15 protein-coding genes and 1 tRNA gene are annotated in these 13,469 nt (G+C 65.2%); 8 read left to right on the forward strand and 8 right to left on the reverse strand.

The features are described from left to right. Positions 1 to 136 precede the first annotated feature (136 nt). The 3 genes from D4Q52_RS19535 to D4Q52_RS19545 form a co-directional block, all read right to left on the reverse strand. Entirely contained in the window at positions 137 to 427 is a 291-nt protein-coding gene (locus tag D4Q52_RS19535) for a hypothetical protein (protein WP_119858337.1), read from the reverse strand. A 94-nt stretch (positions 428 to 521) separates the two neighbouring features. Further along, entirely contained in the window at positions 522 to 1,637 is a 1,116-nt protein-coding gene (locus D4Q52_RS19540; protein WP_119858253.1) for an FUSC family protein, read from the reverse strand. A gap of 11 nt (positions 1,638 to 1,648) precedes the next feature. Beyond that, positions 1,649 to 2,875, reverse strand: coding sequence for a lytic murein transglycosylase (locus D4Q52_RS19545; RefSeq protein ID WP_119858254.1), 1,227 nt, complete (start codon positions 2,873 to 2,875; stop codon positions 1,649 to 1,651). Positions 2,876 to 3,143: 268 nt separating this feature from the next. On the opposite strand from D4Q52_RS19545, the gene D4Q52_RS19550 reads away from it, so the two are divergent. Continuing rightward, the gene (locus D4Q52_RS19550; protein ID WP_234831258.1) at positions 3,144 to 4,040 is read left to right on the forward strand and encodes a lipid kinase; all 897 of its coding nucleotides are present in this window, start codon (positions 3,144 to 3,146) and stop codon (positions 4,038 to 4,040) included. A 7-nt stretch (positions 4,041 to 4,047) separates the two neighbouring features. Here the strand turns inward: D4Q52_RS19550 and D4Q52_RS19555 are convergent, their stop codons facing one another. Further along, positions 4,048 to 5,529: a M23 family peptidase gene (locus D4Q52_RS19555; RefSeq protein ID WP_425328501.1), complete on the reverse strand. Its 1,482-nt coding sequence runs from the start codon at positions 5,527 to 5,529 to the stop codon at positions 4,048 to 4,050. A 238-nt stretch (positions 5,530 to 5,767) separates the two neighbouring features. Continuing rightward, positions 5,768 to 6,334, reverse strand: a complete 567-nt coding sequence (gene efp, locus D4Q52_RS19560; RefSeq protein ID WP_119858256.1) for an elongation factor P — start codon at positions 6,332 to 6,334, stop codon at positions 5,768 to 5,770. Between the two features lie 140 nt (positions 6,335 to 6,474). Between efp and epmA the strand changes: the two genes are divergently transcribed. The 3 genes from epmA to D4Q52_RS19575 all read left to right on the forward strand — a co-directional run bounded on the left by epmA (position 6,475) and on the right by D4Q52_RS19575 (position 9,145). Beyond that, positions 6,475 to 7,530: an EF-P lysine aminoacylase EpmA gene (gene epmA, locus D4Q52_RS19565; protein WP_119858257.1), complete on the forward strand. Its 1,056-nt coding sequence runs from the start codon at positions 6,475 to 6,477 to the stop codon at positions 7,528 to 7,530. Further along, positions 7,527 to 8,618 carry a lysine-2,3-aminomutase-like protein gene (locus tag D4Q52_RS19570; RefSeq protein ID WP_119858339.1) on the forward strand — a complete coding sequence of 364 codons (1,092 nt, stop codon included), beginning with the start codon at positions 7,527 to 7,529 and terminating at the stop codon, positions 8,616 to 8,618. The genes epmA and D4Q52_RS19570 overlap by 4 nt, the downstream gene beginning before the upstream one ends. Positions 8,619 to 8,806: 188 nt before the next feature. Continuing rightward, positions 8,807 to 9,145, forward strand: a complete 339-nt coding sequence (locus D4Q52_RS19575) for a hypothetical protein (protein WP_119858258.1) — start codon at positions 8,807 to 8,809, stop codon at positions 9,143 to 9,145. Positions 9,146 to 9,169: 24 nt separating this feature from the next. On the opposite strand, the gene D4Q52_RS19580 is transcribed toward D4Q52_RS19575, so the two are convergent. Beyond that, the gene (locus D4Q52_RS19580) at positions 9,170 to 9,745 is read right to left on the reverse strand and encodes an HdeD family acid-resistance protein (RefSeq protein ID WP_119858259.1); all 576 of its coding nucleotides are present in this window, start codon (positions 9,743 to 9,745) and stop codon (positions 9,170 to 9,172) included. A gap of 258 nt (positions 9,746 to 10,003) precedes the next feature. Here D4Q52_RS19580 and D4Q52_RS19585 point away from each other — a divergent pair, with 258 nt between their 5' ends. Both D4Q52_RS19585 and D4Q52_RS19590 read left to right on the forward strand, forming a co-directional pair. Further along, positions 10,004 to 10,213: a hypothetical protein gene (locus D4Q52_RS19585; protein WP_234831259.1), complete on the forward strand. Its 210-nt coding sequence runs from the start codon at positions 10,004 to 10,006 to the stop codon at positions 10,211 to 10,213. Between the two features lie 192 nt (positions 10,214 to 10,405). After that, positions 10,406 to 10,702 carry a hypothetical protein gene (locus D4Q52_RS19590; RefSeq protein WP_147407825.1) on the forward strand — a complete coding sequence of 99 codons (297 nt, stop codon included), beginning with the start codon at positions 10,406 to 10,408 and terminating at the stop codon, positions 10,700 to 10,702. A gap of 77 nt (positions 10,703 to 10,779) precedes the next feature. Here the strand turns inward: D4Q52_RS19590 and D4Q52_RS19595 are convergent. Continuing rightward, a tRNA-Glu gene (locus tag D4Q52_RS19595) sits at positions 10,780 to 10,854 on the reverse strand. A gap of 278 nt (positions 10,855 to 11,132) precedes the next feature. Here D4Q52_RS19595 and D4Q52_RS19600 point away from each other — a divergent pair. Continuing rightward, positions 11,133 to 11,390 carry a PilZ domain-containing protein gene (locus D4Q52_RS19600; protein WP_119858261.1) on the forward strand — a complete coding sequence of 86 codons (258 nt, stop codon included), beginning with the start codon at positions 11,133 to 11,135 and terminating at the stop codon, positions 11,388 to 11,390. Positions 11,391 to 11,704: 314 nt separating this feature from the next. On the opposite strand, the gene D4Q52_RS19605 is transcribed toward D4Q52_RS19600, so the two are convergent. Beyond that, on the reverse strand, positions 11,705 to 12,154 hold the full coding sequence (locus D4Q52_RS19605; protein WP_119858262.1) for a VOC family protein: 450 nt from the start codon (positions 12,152 to 12,154) through the stop codon (positions 11,705 to 11,707). A gap of 492 nt (positions 12,155 to 12,646) precedes the next feature. Between D4Q52_RS19605 and D4Q52_RS19610 the strand changes: the two genes are divergently transcribed. Further along, positions 12,647 to 13,408 (forward strand): SIR2 family NAD-dependent protein deacylase, encoded by a 762-nt coding sequence (locus D4Q52_RS19610; protein WP_119858263.1) that lies wholly within the window; start codon positions 12,647 to 12,649, stop codon positions 13,406 to 13,408. The last annotated feature ends 61 nt before the right edge of the window (positions 13,409 to 13,469 follow it).

Here is a 13,469-nt window from a genome sequence, read left to right on the forward strand (position 1 = left end):
CTCCCGTGTCCCGAAACGTTGCCAGACGCTCGGAATACAGAAGAATCAACGCCATGCGCTTTGTCCACTAAAACTAAGCCGGACAGCAGTGGGTCGAGCCCGGCCATGACGACCGTGGGATGTGACGCGAGAAGTCCTACGTACAAATCTCGCCCTGCATGATCTTCTCGCGAAACAGCTCCACGGCCTTCGGATTCAGCGCGCCTTCGTCGGGCAGAACCAGCGCTAGGTCGGTCGGGGCCAGGAACGCGAATTGCCGGCCCCATTCGTAGACCCAGGCCAGCCCGTCCTGAAACATCACTTCGTCGTCGTAGCGCGGCAGACGGCCCGAGCGGGCTTCGGCGAAGCCGCGGCGGAACGCGGTGTTCCAGACGATCTCCTCGAGCGGAGCCTGAAAGGTTTCGGCCTGCGGGCGGACGTCGGTCACGGCGCGATCCAGCGACAAGTTCGGCAATGCGGGCGGAGGCGGGGAGTATCCCATGCGGCTCGCCGATCTGCATTCGGACTTTTGGCCGATCCGGTCAAGGTTGCGGCGGCGTTCGGCCGGGCAGTAGCGCCAGTGGGGTCAGCCGACGGATTACCGGCCCCACCGCGGCGCGGAAGCTCGCATTGTGCAGCAAGATTCCGCCGACCAGACCGATGAAGCAGCCGAGCACGGTGTCAATGAAACGCGCCTGGATGATCGCGCCGGGCACGGCATGGCCGAGCGAGGCCGCGTCGGCGAGGAAGATCGTCAGCGGCGTGATGAAGATCACCGCGAAGCCGTAGTGGCGGATCACCGCCATTTCGATCACGAAGCTGAGCGTCATGATCGACAGCGCAATGCTCCATTTCTCCAGCGGCAGTGCCAGCAGCACAGCGGCGACGCCGAGGCCAATCGCGGTGCCGAGAATGCGATGCAGCTGGCGATTCCAGATCGCGCGAATGGACATCCCTTGAATCACCGCGAGGCAGCTCACCGGCACCCAATAGGGCCGGTCGAGCTGCAGTGCCTGCGCAATCGCCAAGGCAACGCCGACGGCGGCGCCGATCAGCACCGAGTCGAGCACGACAGTATCGAAGTCGAACGGCTGCAGCGGCTCGACCGGCGCCGGCGTGCGGATCCGCAGCGCGATCAGCGAATACACGAACGCGATCTGGGTCGACAACAGCGCTCCCAGCGCAAACAGGCCGGCCTTCAGTGGCAGCTGCAGGAGGTCGCTCGGCGTGTAGGCGGCGATCGACGCGGCCATCACGAAGAACAGGCTGCCCGGCGGTCCGACCCGATAGTAGCGGCAGACCATCGTCACCAGAACGGCAACGAGCGTGAGCGCAGGCACCAGCAGGAACGGCAGCAGATGCACCACCAGGCCGACGACGTAGCAGCCGAGAAAGCCAAACGCGCAGGCCATCATCGTCACCATGCGGTGATGCAGCGGCGTGCGCGGCAGATACAGGAACGCCATGCCGCCGAGCGACGAAATCAGGCCATAGTCGAGATGATCGAAATACGCGCCGATCAGCATCGGCACGCCGGCGGCCAGCGCGACCGAGGCCGGCATCTGCCAGGGCCGGTCGCTCGGATTGATGGTGATGAGCGCACGCCACTCCTCGTGCGCCAGCGCCTTCACCCGGTGCCATGTCCAATGATGTCGCATCGATTTCGGGGTTAGTTGCCCTGGCGCAAACGCGCCAGCACCTTCAGGCCACCATAGCCGTCGGCCGGCAAGAGGCCGGCGCGGCTTTGGAAGTCGCGTACCGCCTTCATGGTGTCGTTGCCGACCCTGCCGTCTGTGCCGCCCGTGTCGAAGCCGGCGCGGGTCAGCCTGGTCTGCATCTCCTGAATCTCGGCGAGCGTCAGCGCGCGCTCGGATCCGGGGAACGGCTGCGCGAACGGGCCGGCGCCGAGGATGCGATCACCGAGATGGCAGATCGCCAGCGCGTAGTTCATCGACGGATTGTAGCTGCGCACCGCGTAGAAGTTCGGCCCGAGCAGGAATTGCGGGCCGCCCTGGACCGGTACCCACATCGTCGCGCTGGCCTGCGGATCCGGGAACGGCTCGCCGTCGACTCTTGTCACTCCGGAGCGCGACCACGCCAGATAGGAGCGGCTGCCGCTAATTGCGCCGCCGGGGCCGCGGACTTCGTAGCCCCAATGCTCGCCGCGATGATACTTGCCGCGATTAACCAGATACTTCGCGGTCGAGCCGAGCGCGTCATCGGGCCGACCGAATGGCGAGACGCGGCCGTCGCGATCGTAGTCGATGCCGACATTGAGCCAGACTTCCGGCATCCATTGGGTGTGTCCCATGGCGCCGGCCCAGGAGCCGCGCATCTCCTCGGGCGTCGACCAGCCTTTGTCGACGATCTTCAGTGCGTTGATCAGCTCGGTTTCCCAATAGGCTCTGCGGCGCGGCTCGTTCCAGGCGAGCGCGGCCAGCGACGGAAACACCAGGCGCATATGGTTCTGCTGAACTAACGGATCGCCGTAGGCGCTCTCGACGCCCCACAACGCCAGCAGCGTGCCGCGCTCGACGCCGTAGTCGCGTTCGATCCGGCCGAACAGCGCCTGGTTCTTGTTCAGCGCTTCACGGCCATTGGTGATGCGCCAGTCGGAGACGCGGCGGTTGATGTACTGCCAGAGCTGCTCGTTGAACTCCGGCTGCTTCTGGAAATTCTTGAACACGCTCATGTCCGGCTCGAGCCGGCTCATCACGCGGTCCCAGGTCTGCGGAGTGATGCCCTTGGCCAGTGCGCGGGCGCGAAAACGTTCGCGCCAATCGTCGAAGCCGGCTGGGGCGGCATGCGCCGCGAACGGCAACAGGGCCGCCGCGCCGAGCGCGGATTGCAGCAGGCGGCGGCGGGTCGGGTGAGAGCGGGATTCGAGCCAAATCATGCCGCGCAGTCTAGCTGCTTCGCGCCAACTCGCCAAAACGATCGCGCTTTCCGGTTCGCCGAGTCACGCTGCCGGAAGAAAGTTCCGCTGCGGCAGCGCGTCACAATGCCGTCGAAGTTGCCCTTGCGTCGTTTGACCGCAAGCCCAATTGGTGTGCGACCTACCTTGTCTCCCACCGGACCAAAATCATGCCGATCGATCGACAGCCCGACCTTGTGCGAAATCTCGCATTCGCATCATTGGGCGACGTTCGGCAGGACGGATCGCTGTGAAGCCGGTGTCGTCACGGCGCCTGCTGGTCGTGGTCAATCCCGGTAGCCGCTCGGGTGCACAGGCGATCGGTCTCGCCGGCGCGCGGCTGAGCTCCGCCGGCTTCGATCTGGTGCTGTCGGCACCTTGCAGCCGGCACGAGGTCGGGCCCTGGATCGAGGCGCATGCCGAGGGCGCGCAGGCGATTGTCGTGGCCGGCGGCGATGGCTCGTTGAATGCGGTCGCTGAAGCCGTGGTCAAGACCAAGCTGCCGCTTGGCATCATCCCGGCCGGGACAGCCAATGATCTCGCGCGGTCGCTCGGCCTGCCGCTCGACATGGAAGAAGCGGCGGATGTGATCGCCGCCGGGCATTGCAAGCAGATCGATGTCGGTGACGTCAACGGCCACAAGTTTTTCAACGTCGCCAGCGTAGGGTTGAGCGCCGATCTGGCGCGCGAACTCAGCGGCGAGATCAAACGCAAATTCGGCCGTATCGGCTACGCGCTCACCGCCGCCAAGGTGCTCGGCAGGGCCCGGCCGTTTCGTGCGTCGATCGTATCGGAGGACGGCACCGTGCGGGTGCGCACGATGCAGATCGCGGTCGGGAACGGGCGTTACTACGGCGGCGGCATGGCGGTCGAACAGAATGCGGAAATCGACGATGGCCAACTGGATCTCTACTCGCTCGAGGTCGGCCGCGTCTGGAAACTGTTAGCCCTCGCCTATGACTTCCGCCGTGGCCGCCACGGTCTGTGGCAGGAGGTGCGTGCAGCAACAGGGACGTCGTTCGAGGTACGCACTCGCAAGCCGCGCCCGGTCAACGCCGATGGCGAGTTGGTGACGTTCACGCCGGCGCAGTTCTCCCAGCTGCGGAAGGCCGTAACGGTATTTGTGCCGCAGACAGCCCCGGAGTGATCGAAGTTCAGGGCAGCGCGCTGTCCTGTCCTGCGCGCGCCACCGCCGGCGCAGGCGGAGTTGGCGTCAGATCGCGGCCACGTCCGCCGATCAGCCGCTCGTAGGACGCCACCAACGTGGTGTAGGGATTGACCCACAGCCAGCCATCCGGCGTGAACACCTGCACGTCGAAATGCAGATGGCGCGTCGTGCCGTTCGGAAAATCGAGATAATTGCCGACGACGCCGAAGCGTTCGCCCTCGGCGACGCGGCGGCCGTCGAGCACGCCGTCGCGATCGAGCTGCACCGGATCCATGTGCATGTAGCGGAAACGAATATGCTCGCGTGCGGTGTTGACCAGCAGCGTCACCGCCTGCTGCTTGGACGAGCGGATCAGCACGCCATCGCGCACCGCGACGACGCCCTGTTGCTTGACGTCGCAGCCCCGTTGCTCGGGCTGGCACGAGCCGGGCCGGATGTCCTGGCCCTGATGGCCAAACCCCATTGCACACTGGCCAACCCCGAAGCTGCGGCTTTCGCAGAAATTGTCGCGCCAGGGATAGGCGAACGGGCCGTTGGCGCCGCTTTCCGCTCGCGGCGTGTAGGATTGCGACCGCGCATAGGCCGGAGTTTGCGCGATCGGAAAGCGGATCTGCGCGTAGACGGTCGAGTCCGGCCGGCCGTCCTGCTTGCGGAAGCCTGAGCCGGGGATGAGTTCGCCGCTCGGCCAATAGGTGAAGTCGGGGGAGTTTGCGACGGGGCGATCGGCCGGCATCGCGGCGATGTCGCGTAGCTGGCGCTGCGGCATGCCGCCGGCGAGGCGCAGCGCGCCGAGAAACCGCTTCGCGACCGGGTAGGCTTCGCGGCAGGCGAGGCGGCGCGGCTTCGGCACCGAGTCGAGGCACTGCACCGACACCACATAGGCGGCGCCGAACCGGCTGAAGGCGTAACGAACATGGCCTTCGCGGATGAAGCGGCGCAGATCGGGATATTGCGCGGCGAGGTCCTTGACCGGCTCGCCCTTGCCGCCGAGCGGATCGGCGATGTCGTAGACGAGATTTGAGCCGGTGATCTGGATCTCGACCGGCCGGGCAAAGACCCGCGCCGGAAGGCTGTTGCCTAAGTTCCCGTCCAGCGTGAACACGGCGTCGTAACCCGCTGGCCCGGCGTCGAACATCGCCGCCTGAAAGCCGGCTTGCGCGCCCGGCAGCGCTGCGCTCTCGGTGTTCGGGTCTGGATCCTGCGCCAGCAAAGCGGCGGCATCGAGCGGCAGCAGGACCGGCACGGCGCTTTGGCCGATCGCCGGATAGAGGAGGCCGGTGATGGCATTGAGCCGCACCAATGCCGGGGAGCGACTATCGTCGGCGCGCATGTCACGGCGGATATCGAAGCCGAAATTGGCTGCAAAGGCAGGCGAGTGGGCGAATTCGGTGCGAAGTTGATCGAGCGCAGCAGGCCAGTCGATCCGGAGCGCGGTGAGCGCTGGCGTGCTGAACTCTTCGGCCTGCACAGGCGATGCAGAGAGAGCCGCAAGCAGCAGAAGCGGTAAGCCAATCCGTCCTCGCCGACCGCTCCGACCAACCGCCGCAGTGCGCACCGCGTTGTGCCTCCTGTTCGTGCAGGAGGTAAGTCTAGCGATATTTTAGGCGATTGGCCAAGTCGGGGGCGCTACAGGGTTGATGCGATTGGTTAAACGACAAAAGCCCGCCGGGCCGGCGGGCTTCGATCGTGTCGGATGAGGTGAAACCTTAGTCCTTGGCGCGTTCGACGTAGGAGCCGTCCTCGGTCAGAACCACAATCCGGGTGCCGGTGCCGATATGCGGCGGGACGGCGGTGCGGACGCCGTTGGACAGCATGGCCGGCTTGTAGGAGGACGAAGCGGTCTGGCCTTTCGTGACCGGCTCGGTATCGACGACCTCGAGCGTCGCGCGCTGCGGCAAAGTGATGGCAACGGCGGTGGTGTCGTGCATCGACAACTTCACCACCATGTTCTCCTGCAGATACGGCGCGGCATTGCCGACCACATCCTTGGCGACCTGGACCTGGTCGAAGGATTCGGGCTCCATGAAGTGGAAGCCTTCGCCGTCTTCATACAGGAAGGTGTAGTTACGCTCTTCGATCGTGACCTTTTCGACCTGATCGGTCGTCTTGTAGCGCTCCGAGATCTTCACGCCGTCGCTGATTCGGCGCATTTCGATCTGACTGACGGGAGTGCCCTTGCCGGGATGGATGTTTTCGGCCGACAGGACAACGTAAAGCTTCCCATCTTGCTCGAGGACGTTGCCCTTGCGAATAGAACTGGCGATGACTCTCAAAGGAATGTTTCCTGTGGTTCAGGTCGGGGCCCGATCCGGGCGTTGGTATCCCGAGGCCTGCGAAGCGGTTTCGGGCCGCAACATACTCATTTGCCCCGCTTATGCCAGCGTTTTGCGCTTTTTCGCGGGATCGACTTGAGATGCACGCCCAGGCCGCTGCCTCGCCCTGGTGGGACCCTGCCAGGTATCTGGACCGCCAGCCGTTTTTGCGCGCGCGCAGGCGCGTGACGGCAGCCATGCGGGGCTGGTTCGAGGCGGCGGATTTTGCCGAGGTCGAAACCGCGATCCTGCAGCGTTCGCCCGGCAATGAAACGCATCTGCACGCACCGAAGACCGAACTGCTCGGCGGCGATGGCGAGCGCCGGACGTTGTTTTTGCGGACGTCGCCGGAATTCGCCTGCAAGAAGCTGCTGGCCGCCGGCGAAACGCGGATCTTCGAATTCGCCCGCGTGTTCCGCGACCGCGAGCGCGGCCGGCTGCATCTGCCGGAATTCACCATGCTGGAATGGTACCGGGCCGGCGAGCCGTACGAGGCGGTGATCGCCGATTGCGTCGCGCTGATCGCGCTGGCGGCACGCACCACCGGCATCGCCGCGTTCGCGTATCGCGGCCGCAGCGCCGACCCGCTGGCGCCGCCCGAGATGCTGACGGTTGCCGATGCGTTCGAGCACTTCGCCGCCATCGATCTGCTCGCGACGATCGACGGCGGCCAAGGCAAACGCGACGCGCTGGCGCGCATGGCGAACAGCAAGGTGCGCGTCACGGCGGACGACACCTGGTCGGACATCTTCAGCAAGGTGCTGGTCGAACATATCGAGCCGCGGCTCGGGGAAGGGCGGCTGACCGTGCTGCACGAATATCCGGCGCCGGAAGCGGCGCTGGCGCGAACCAAGGCCGGCGACCCGCGCGTCGCCGAGCGCTTCGAGGTCTATGCCTGCGGCGTCGAACTCGCCAACGGCTTCGGCGAACTCACCGACGCGGCCGAGCAGCGGCTGCGCTTTACCGCCGATATGGAAGAAAAGCAGCGCCGCTATGGCGAGCGCTATCCGCTCGACGAGGATTTCCTCGCGGCGGTGGCGCAGATGCCGGAGGCGAGCGGCGTTGCGCTCGGCTTCGACCGGCTGGTGATGCTGGCGACCGGCGCCGGCAGCGTCGATCAGGTGGTGTGGACGCCGCCAGCGAGCGAGGCGTCATGAGCAAGGTCGAACGCCTGCCGTCGGCAGCCGCCGCAACGCTTCGAGGCGCGGAGGAGCTGGTCGCGCGGGGGCTGGTGTCTGCAGAAGCCCGTGACGATCTCGACCGCGTCGCGCAGCGCTACGCCATCGCGGTGACGCCGGATGTCGCCGCGCTGATCGACCCTGATGATCCGAACGACCCGATTGCCCGGCAATACGTCCCGCATGTCGACGAACTGGTGTCGCTGCCGATCGAGCGCGACGATCCGATCGGCGACCAAGCGCATTCGCCGGTCGAAGGCATCGTGCATCGGCACCGCGACCGCGTGCTGCTGAAGCTGGTGCATGTCTGCGCGGTGTATTGCCGGTTCTGCTTCCGCCGCGAGACGGTGGGGCCGGGCAAGGACAACGCGCTGTCACGCGAGGCGACGACAGCGGCGCTGGACTACGTCCGCGCGCATCCGGAAATCTGGGAGGTGATCTTCACCGGCGGCGACCCGCTGGTGCTGTCGCCGCGCCGGCTGGGCGAGATCATGGCGGAGCTCGCCAGCATCCCGCATCTCAAGATCATCCGCTTCCATACGCGGCTGCCGGTGGTCGATCCGGCGCGGATCGATGCGGCGCTGGTGCAGGCACTGCGTGTGCCCGGCAAGACGGTGTGGATGGCGCTGCACGCCAACCATCCGCGCGAGCTGACGCCGGCGGCGCGCGCCGCCTGCGCGCGGCTGATCGATGCCGGCATTCCGATGGTCAGCCAGTCGGTGCTGCTGCGCGGCGTCAACGACGATGCGGCGACGCTCGAGGCGCTGATGCGCGCCTTCGTCGAATGCCGGATCAAGCCGTATTATCTGCACCACGCCGATCTTGCGCCAGGCACCGCCCATTTCCGCACGACGCTGGCGGAAGGCCAGGCACTGTTGCGCGCGCTGCGCGGCCGCGTCTCCGGGCTATGCCAACCGGAATACGTGCTCGACATTCCCGGGGGCTACGGCAAGGCGCCGGTCGGCCCTAACTATTTGGATGTCGCGGATGGAACCGGCGCCGATTCGCGCTATCATGTCGCCGACTATTGTGGCGACGTGCATCTGTATCCGCCCGAGCCGGGCTGAGCGACGGTGGGCCGCAAGCCGAAACGAGCAACCGCTGCGGAAGATCTGCGTTGATGCTGAGGTCATGCCCGTGTTGGCCGCGGGCAACAAGATGGCAGGCGGGGACCGAGTTGCCCCGCCGAATGGCCGGGCGCTTAAGAACGGAGAGATGCCGTCTCCGGGCGCCCGCGGTGAAAAGGAAGACTGCCATGAAGATATTCATCATCGCCACCACGATCCTGACGCTCGCTGGCGGCGCCGCTGCCTTGGCGCAGTCCGGCTCCGGTGGAGCTGGAGGAGCTAGTTCAGGGGGCATGAGCGGCGGCGCGGGCGGAATGAGCGGCGGCGCCGGTGGTCTTGGCGGCCCCGCCAATCCCAGCGTGCCTCCGGCGCTATCCTCGGATCAGCGCGTCACCGGGCAGGCCCCGATCGGCCATCGGCAGCCGCGGCGTGACGACGTCAACGAGCCAGCCAGTTCGATCGACAAGGTCGACCCGCAGGATGCGGCGCTGGATCGCAAGATCAAGAGCATCTGCCGCGGCTGCTGACCCGCGGCAGATTGCTGCCGTCGATCAGGCCTTGTTACGGGCGGCGAGCGCCATCGCGATCAGCGATGTGCCGCCGAACACCAGGTTGATGCCGACCAGCAGGCCGATGGCCCAGGCAGCCGTCCCCGGCCATCCCGAGATGATGATGAACGCCACCAGGATGTCGAGCACGCCGGCGGCGAGCATCCAGCCCCACCGCTCCGACAGCCGGCCGCGATGCTGGAGCGCGTACATGATGGTGGCGACACCTTCGGCCAGGAAATAGACGCCGATCACGAGGGTGAGGGTAACGGCGCCCTGCACCGGCTGCGCAATCAGCACAATGCCGGCGATGACCGCGATGATCGCCGAGATCAGCGACCACCAGAATCCCGGCCCCTTTCGCGCCCAGAAGCTGAAGGCAAGGCCGGCGACGCCGCTGATCAGAAACAGCCAGCCGAGCAGGATGGTGATCGTCAGGCTCGCCAACAGCGGCAGCAGGATCGCGCCGAAGCCGAGGACCAGCAGCAGAATGCCCTCGATCAGATACGCTTTCCAATGCTTCTGGATGGTGTCTTCGACAGCGGCCTGCAGCCGCTCGGTATCATTCGAGAAGGTCATGGGACTCTCCTGCTTGCTCAACCCGCACAGCATAACCTCTGAAACGTGACGCGGTGCAGAATCTTCGCCGGTATCAGCCGACGCATCGCGATACCGATCTGCCACGGCCAGTCGCTACGCGGCCCGGTTAACTTTCAATTTACCGGGCTGCCCTGACCCAAACGGTGGCGCGCTTGTTTTTCCTCAACATTCGAAGATTGGAATGCGGCAAGATCGAAGCTGAAAAGCTGATCGGCGACTGATTCGCGAGCATGGGAGATGGCGATGGTATGGGCGCGACGTCCGTCCTGCACGGAGTGCGGCGATCGCATGGCGCTGGCGCGGATCGCTCCGATCGAGAGCATCCACGAACTGCGCACCTTCGAATGTGCCAGCTGCGGCCAGGTCGATCGCTATGCGGTCAAAAGCGGTCCGGAGCCGTATTGGCTGCTGATGCCGGAAACGGCGCCGGCGGCCGCTCGGCACTGAGCCGTTGATCCGCTGAGCGGGGCTCGACGCCTGGCCCTGCCGGTTTGCCTCGGCGTGCTGACCGCCGTGGGCCGTCGTCATCTTCATGGTTGCAATCGGCCTTGACCCGCCGCGCCAGCCCAGACCAGTTCGGATCAGCCGCGCAGCCGACGCATCGACCTGATCGGAGGCGCGGCGAAGCCGATCGAGATCGTGCCGCCTCCCGAAGACCTCGAACAGCCTGTGCCGTTGCGTGACGAACACAAGCCGGAAGTCGTCGATCCGGCCAGTCTACTCGCGATGTCGGCACCGGCCGGCGCTTCATCGCTTGGTCCGTCGACGTGCGATCGCACGCTGCGCCTGTTCGGCGGCGTGACGCGGACCGGCTACGCGCTGGAATTTGTCAGCAATGAAACGGCCCGGGCGCCTGGGTATCACGGCGCGGTGGCGGTCTGTTTGGTGCGCTACATCCCGATCGCCGGCCACGATCCCATATTCGCCGAGGGCTGATCAGACGTTCGAACGGGGTAGTGACGAGCGCGGGATGATCGAGAGGGAGGTCTGAGGCGGCGCCTGACTGCAGGAAGTGGCGCTCCCTAGCGGAATCGAACCGCTCTCTCCACCGTGAAAGGGTGGCGTCCTAACCGATAGACGAAGGGAGCGAAGCCGTCCGGCTTGCGATCCGGAATCGGATGCGGGCCGGCGGAACGCCTGGTCGTTTGCGCAAACAGCAGCCTGATCAACACGATGTGCCGAGCGACTGAGGTTGCGACTGCCGTGCCGATGGTCGCGGCGGCAGCAGCGGGCGAACGTATAGTGGCGTTTTTCCGGGTGGGCAAGTCCGTCGCGCCAACAACGGGGGATACCCTGGTTTTTCGATCAATTTTGCAACGATTTTTTCAAGAACGGGGGCCTAGACCCGGGTGTAACGGAGTACGTGATGGCTAAAGAGCGCACCAAGAGAGAAGTCCGCCGATCGGTGCGGCAAAGCGGCTGGATCACGCTGGACGGCGGATTCGCCGCAAGGCCATGCGAGGTGGTCGATCTGTCGGCCACCGGAGCCAAGCTGACGATGGCGGACGCGATCTCGCTCGGGCCCAAGCTGCGGCTGGCGTTTTCGCGAGACGCGCGCACCGGGCGCAATTGCGAGGTGATCTGGCGGCGCGGCACCACGGTCGGCGTCAAGTTCGTCAGCTGAGAGCGCGCGTGCCGGGCGCTCGTCGTCAGGCACTTCACAACAAAAAGGCCCCGACGATGCGGGGCCTTTTGTCGTCTCCGCAGCTCCGATCAGCGACCGAAGAACAGCCAGAGAAGAATGATCACCGGGATCGGTACACCCAGCATCCAGAGAAGTAGTCCGCGTCCCATCTGTCAGCCTCCGTTAATTTCCCAACCAACGCCATCCTGATGGGCTGGTTCCGCGAGGCTGCTCAGTTTTAAAACCTAGCGATGGTGGAACATTTCCATCTATGACTGCGCAACCGGGCTAACCATCGGCCGCACGCGAAGTGATTACCAGTGGCCGGTGTTGGGCATCGACAGCCACGGCTCCTGCGGCGCCAGCGCCGCGCCCTTCTGCAGGAATTCGATCGAATGCAGATCGGGCGAGCGGACGAACGCCATCTGCCCGTCGCGCGGCGGGCGGTTGATGGTGATGCCTAGCTTCATGAGACGCTCGCAGGTCGCATAGATGTCGTCGACCTCATAGGCGAGATGACCGAAATAGCGATCCTCGCCATAGTTCTCTTCGTCCCAATTATAGGTCAGTTCGACCGTCGGGGCGGGGCGGCCCTTCGACTGCTTGACCAGATCCATGTCGTCGGGCGCACACAGGAACACCAGGGTGAAGCGGCCCTTGTCATTGTCGATGCGATTGACCTCCTTGAGGCCGAGCGCGTCGCCGAAAAATTTCAGCGCTGCATCGAGCTTCCGGACGCGCAGCATGGTGTGCAGGTAACGCATTGGGGTGTCGTCTCCGTGGTGGGAATGAGGGGCGATCTTGCGCCGAAAGCGGCCCGATAGAAAGCGCACAGCTGCGCGTGGTGTTCCGCAACGCTCCTGACGGGAGCCGCGTGTGGGCGGCCCAAAGACATCGGGCCCCGCAGCAGTGCTGCGGAGCCCGTCGGGTGTCGACCATCGCGTGCAGGGGAATGCGGCGAATAAATCGTTATCGCGCGGAGACCGCGTTCGACAGACAAAGCCGGCCGACGAAAAAGAGCCCCGCCTTGGAGGGCACGGGGCTCTTTCGGGGGAGGTCATCCGTAGAGACGCTCCGACTATCGGCGCGGCGCCGCGCGGTTGCAATTCAAAAAAATGTGGGGTCGAATTGATGCATGGGGAACCGCTTCGACTTCGCCCCGTTCGGCTCCGGCCCCGTGCATCGTGTGCAGGCGAGACGACGCCGCGCAGCGAAGCGCGTCCAATCGATGGACGAATTTTCAGAATGCAGCAGCCATGATCGCAACCGACCTTCGTAGCGGAGTAGACCAACTCGGCGACATGATCGCGCACGCCTCCGTAATCGTGCCGTTCACCGGCGCCGGTATCTCGACCGAGTCCGGCATTCCGGATTTCCGATCGCCCGGCGGGCTGTGGACCCGTAACAGTCCAATCCCGTTCGAGGAGTTCGTGGCGCGGCAGGACGCGCGCGACGAGGCATGGCGGCGCCGCTTCGCGATGGAAGCGACCTTCGCGGCGGCGCGGCCCAGCCGCGGCCATCGCGCGCTGGCTGCGCTGTACAAGGCCGGAAAGATTCCCGCGGTGGTGACGCAGAACATCGACAACCTGCATCAGGCGTCCGGCTTTGCGTCGCACGATGTCATCGAACTGCACGGCAACACCACCTACGCGCGCTGCATCGGTTGCGGCAAACGTCACGAGCTCGACTGGGTACGTCACTGGTTCGAGCGCACCGGCAATGCGCCCCATTGCACGGCGTGCGACGAGCCGGTGAAGACCGCCACGATTTCATTCGGCCAAGCGATGCCGCCGGACGAGATGCGCCGAGCCACGGAGTTGGCGCAAAACTGCGACCTGCTTCTGGCGATCGGTTCGTCGCTGGTGGTGTGGCCGGCTGCCGGAATCCCGATGCTGGCAAAAGAGTCCGGCGCCAAGCTGGTAATCATCAACAACGAGCCGACTGATCAGGACGAGATTGCCGATCTGGTGATCCGGCACGACATCGGCGATACGCTGGGACCGTTCGTCGGCAACTGAGTGCCCGTATGATTCGCAGGTAATCAACCCTGTTCATAGCCGTAGCGCCGCACGTTTTTTG

It is taken from the genome of Rhodopseudomonas palustris, from assembly GCF_003591005.1.
GTDB classification, from domain to species: Bacteria; Pseudomonadota; Alphaproteobacteria; order Rhizobiales; family Xanthobacteraceae; genus Rhodopseudomonas; species Rhodopseudomonas palustris_K.

What these genes read in the sequence shown, in the direction of transcription:
- D4Q52_RS19545 (WP_119858254.1), bottom strand. Translation starts at nt 2,875, where the DNA reads ATGATTTGGCTCGAATCCCGCTCTCACCCGACCCGCCGCCGCCTGCTG.
- D4Q52_RS19600 (WP_119858261.1), top strand. Translation starts at nt 11,133, where the DNA reads ATGGCTAAAGAGCGCACCAAGAGAGAAGTCCGCCGATCGGTGCGGCAA.
- D4Q52_RS19570 (WP_119858339.1), top strand. Translation starts at nt 7,527, where the DNA reads ATGAGCAAGGTCGAACGCCTGCCGTCGGCAGCCGCCGCAACGCTTCGA.
- epmA (WP_119858257.1), top strand. Translation starts at nt 6,475, where the DNA reads ATGCACGCCCAGGCCGCTGCCTCGCCCTGGTGGGACCCTGCCAGGTAT.
- D4Q52_RS19605 (WP_119858262.1), bottom strand. Translation starts at nt 12,154, where the DNA reads ATGCGTTACCTGCACACCATGCTGCGCGTCCGGAAGCTCGATGCAGCG.
- D4Q52_RS19580 (WP_119858259.1), bottom strand. Translation starts at nt 9,745, where the DNA reads ATGACCTTCTCGAATGATACCGAGCGGCTGCAGGCCGCTGTCGAAGAC.
- D4Q52_RS19575 (WP_119858258.1), top strand. Translation starts at nt 8,807, where the DNA reads ATGAAGATATTCATCATCGCCACCACGATCCTGACGCTCGCTGGCGGC.
- D4Q52_RS19540 (WP_119858253.1), bottom strand. Translation starts at nt 1,637, where the DNA reads ATGCGACATCATTGGACATGGCACCGGGTGAAGGCGCTGGCGCACGAG.
- D4Q52_RS19610 (WP_119858263.1), top strand. Translation starts at nt 12,647, where the DNA reads ATGATCGCAACCGACCTTCGTAGCGGAGTAGACCAACTCGGCGACATG.
- D4Q52_RS19585 (WP_234831259.1), top strand. Translation starts at nt 10,004, where the DNA reads ATGGCGATGGTATGGGCGCGACGTCCGTCCTGCACGGAGTGCGGCGAT.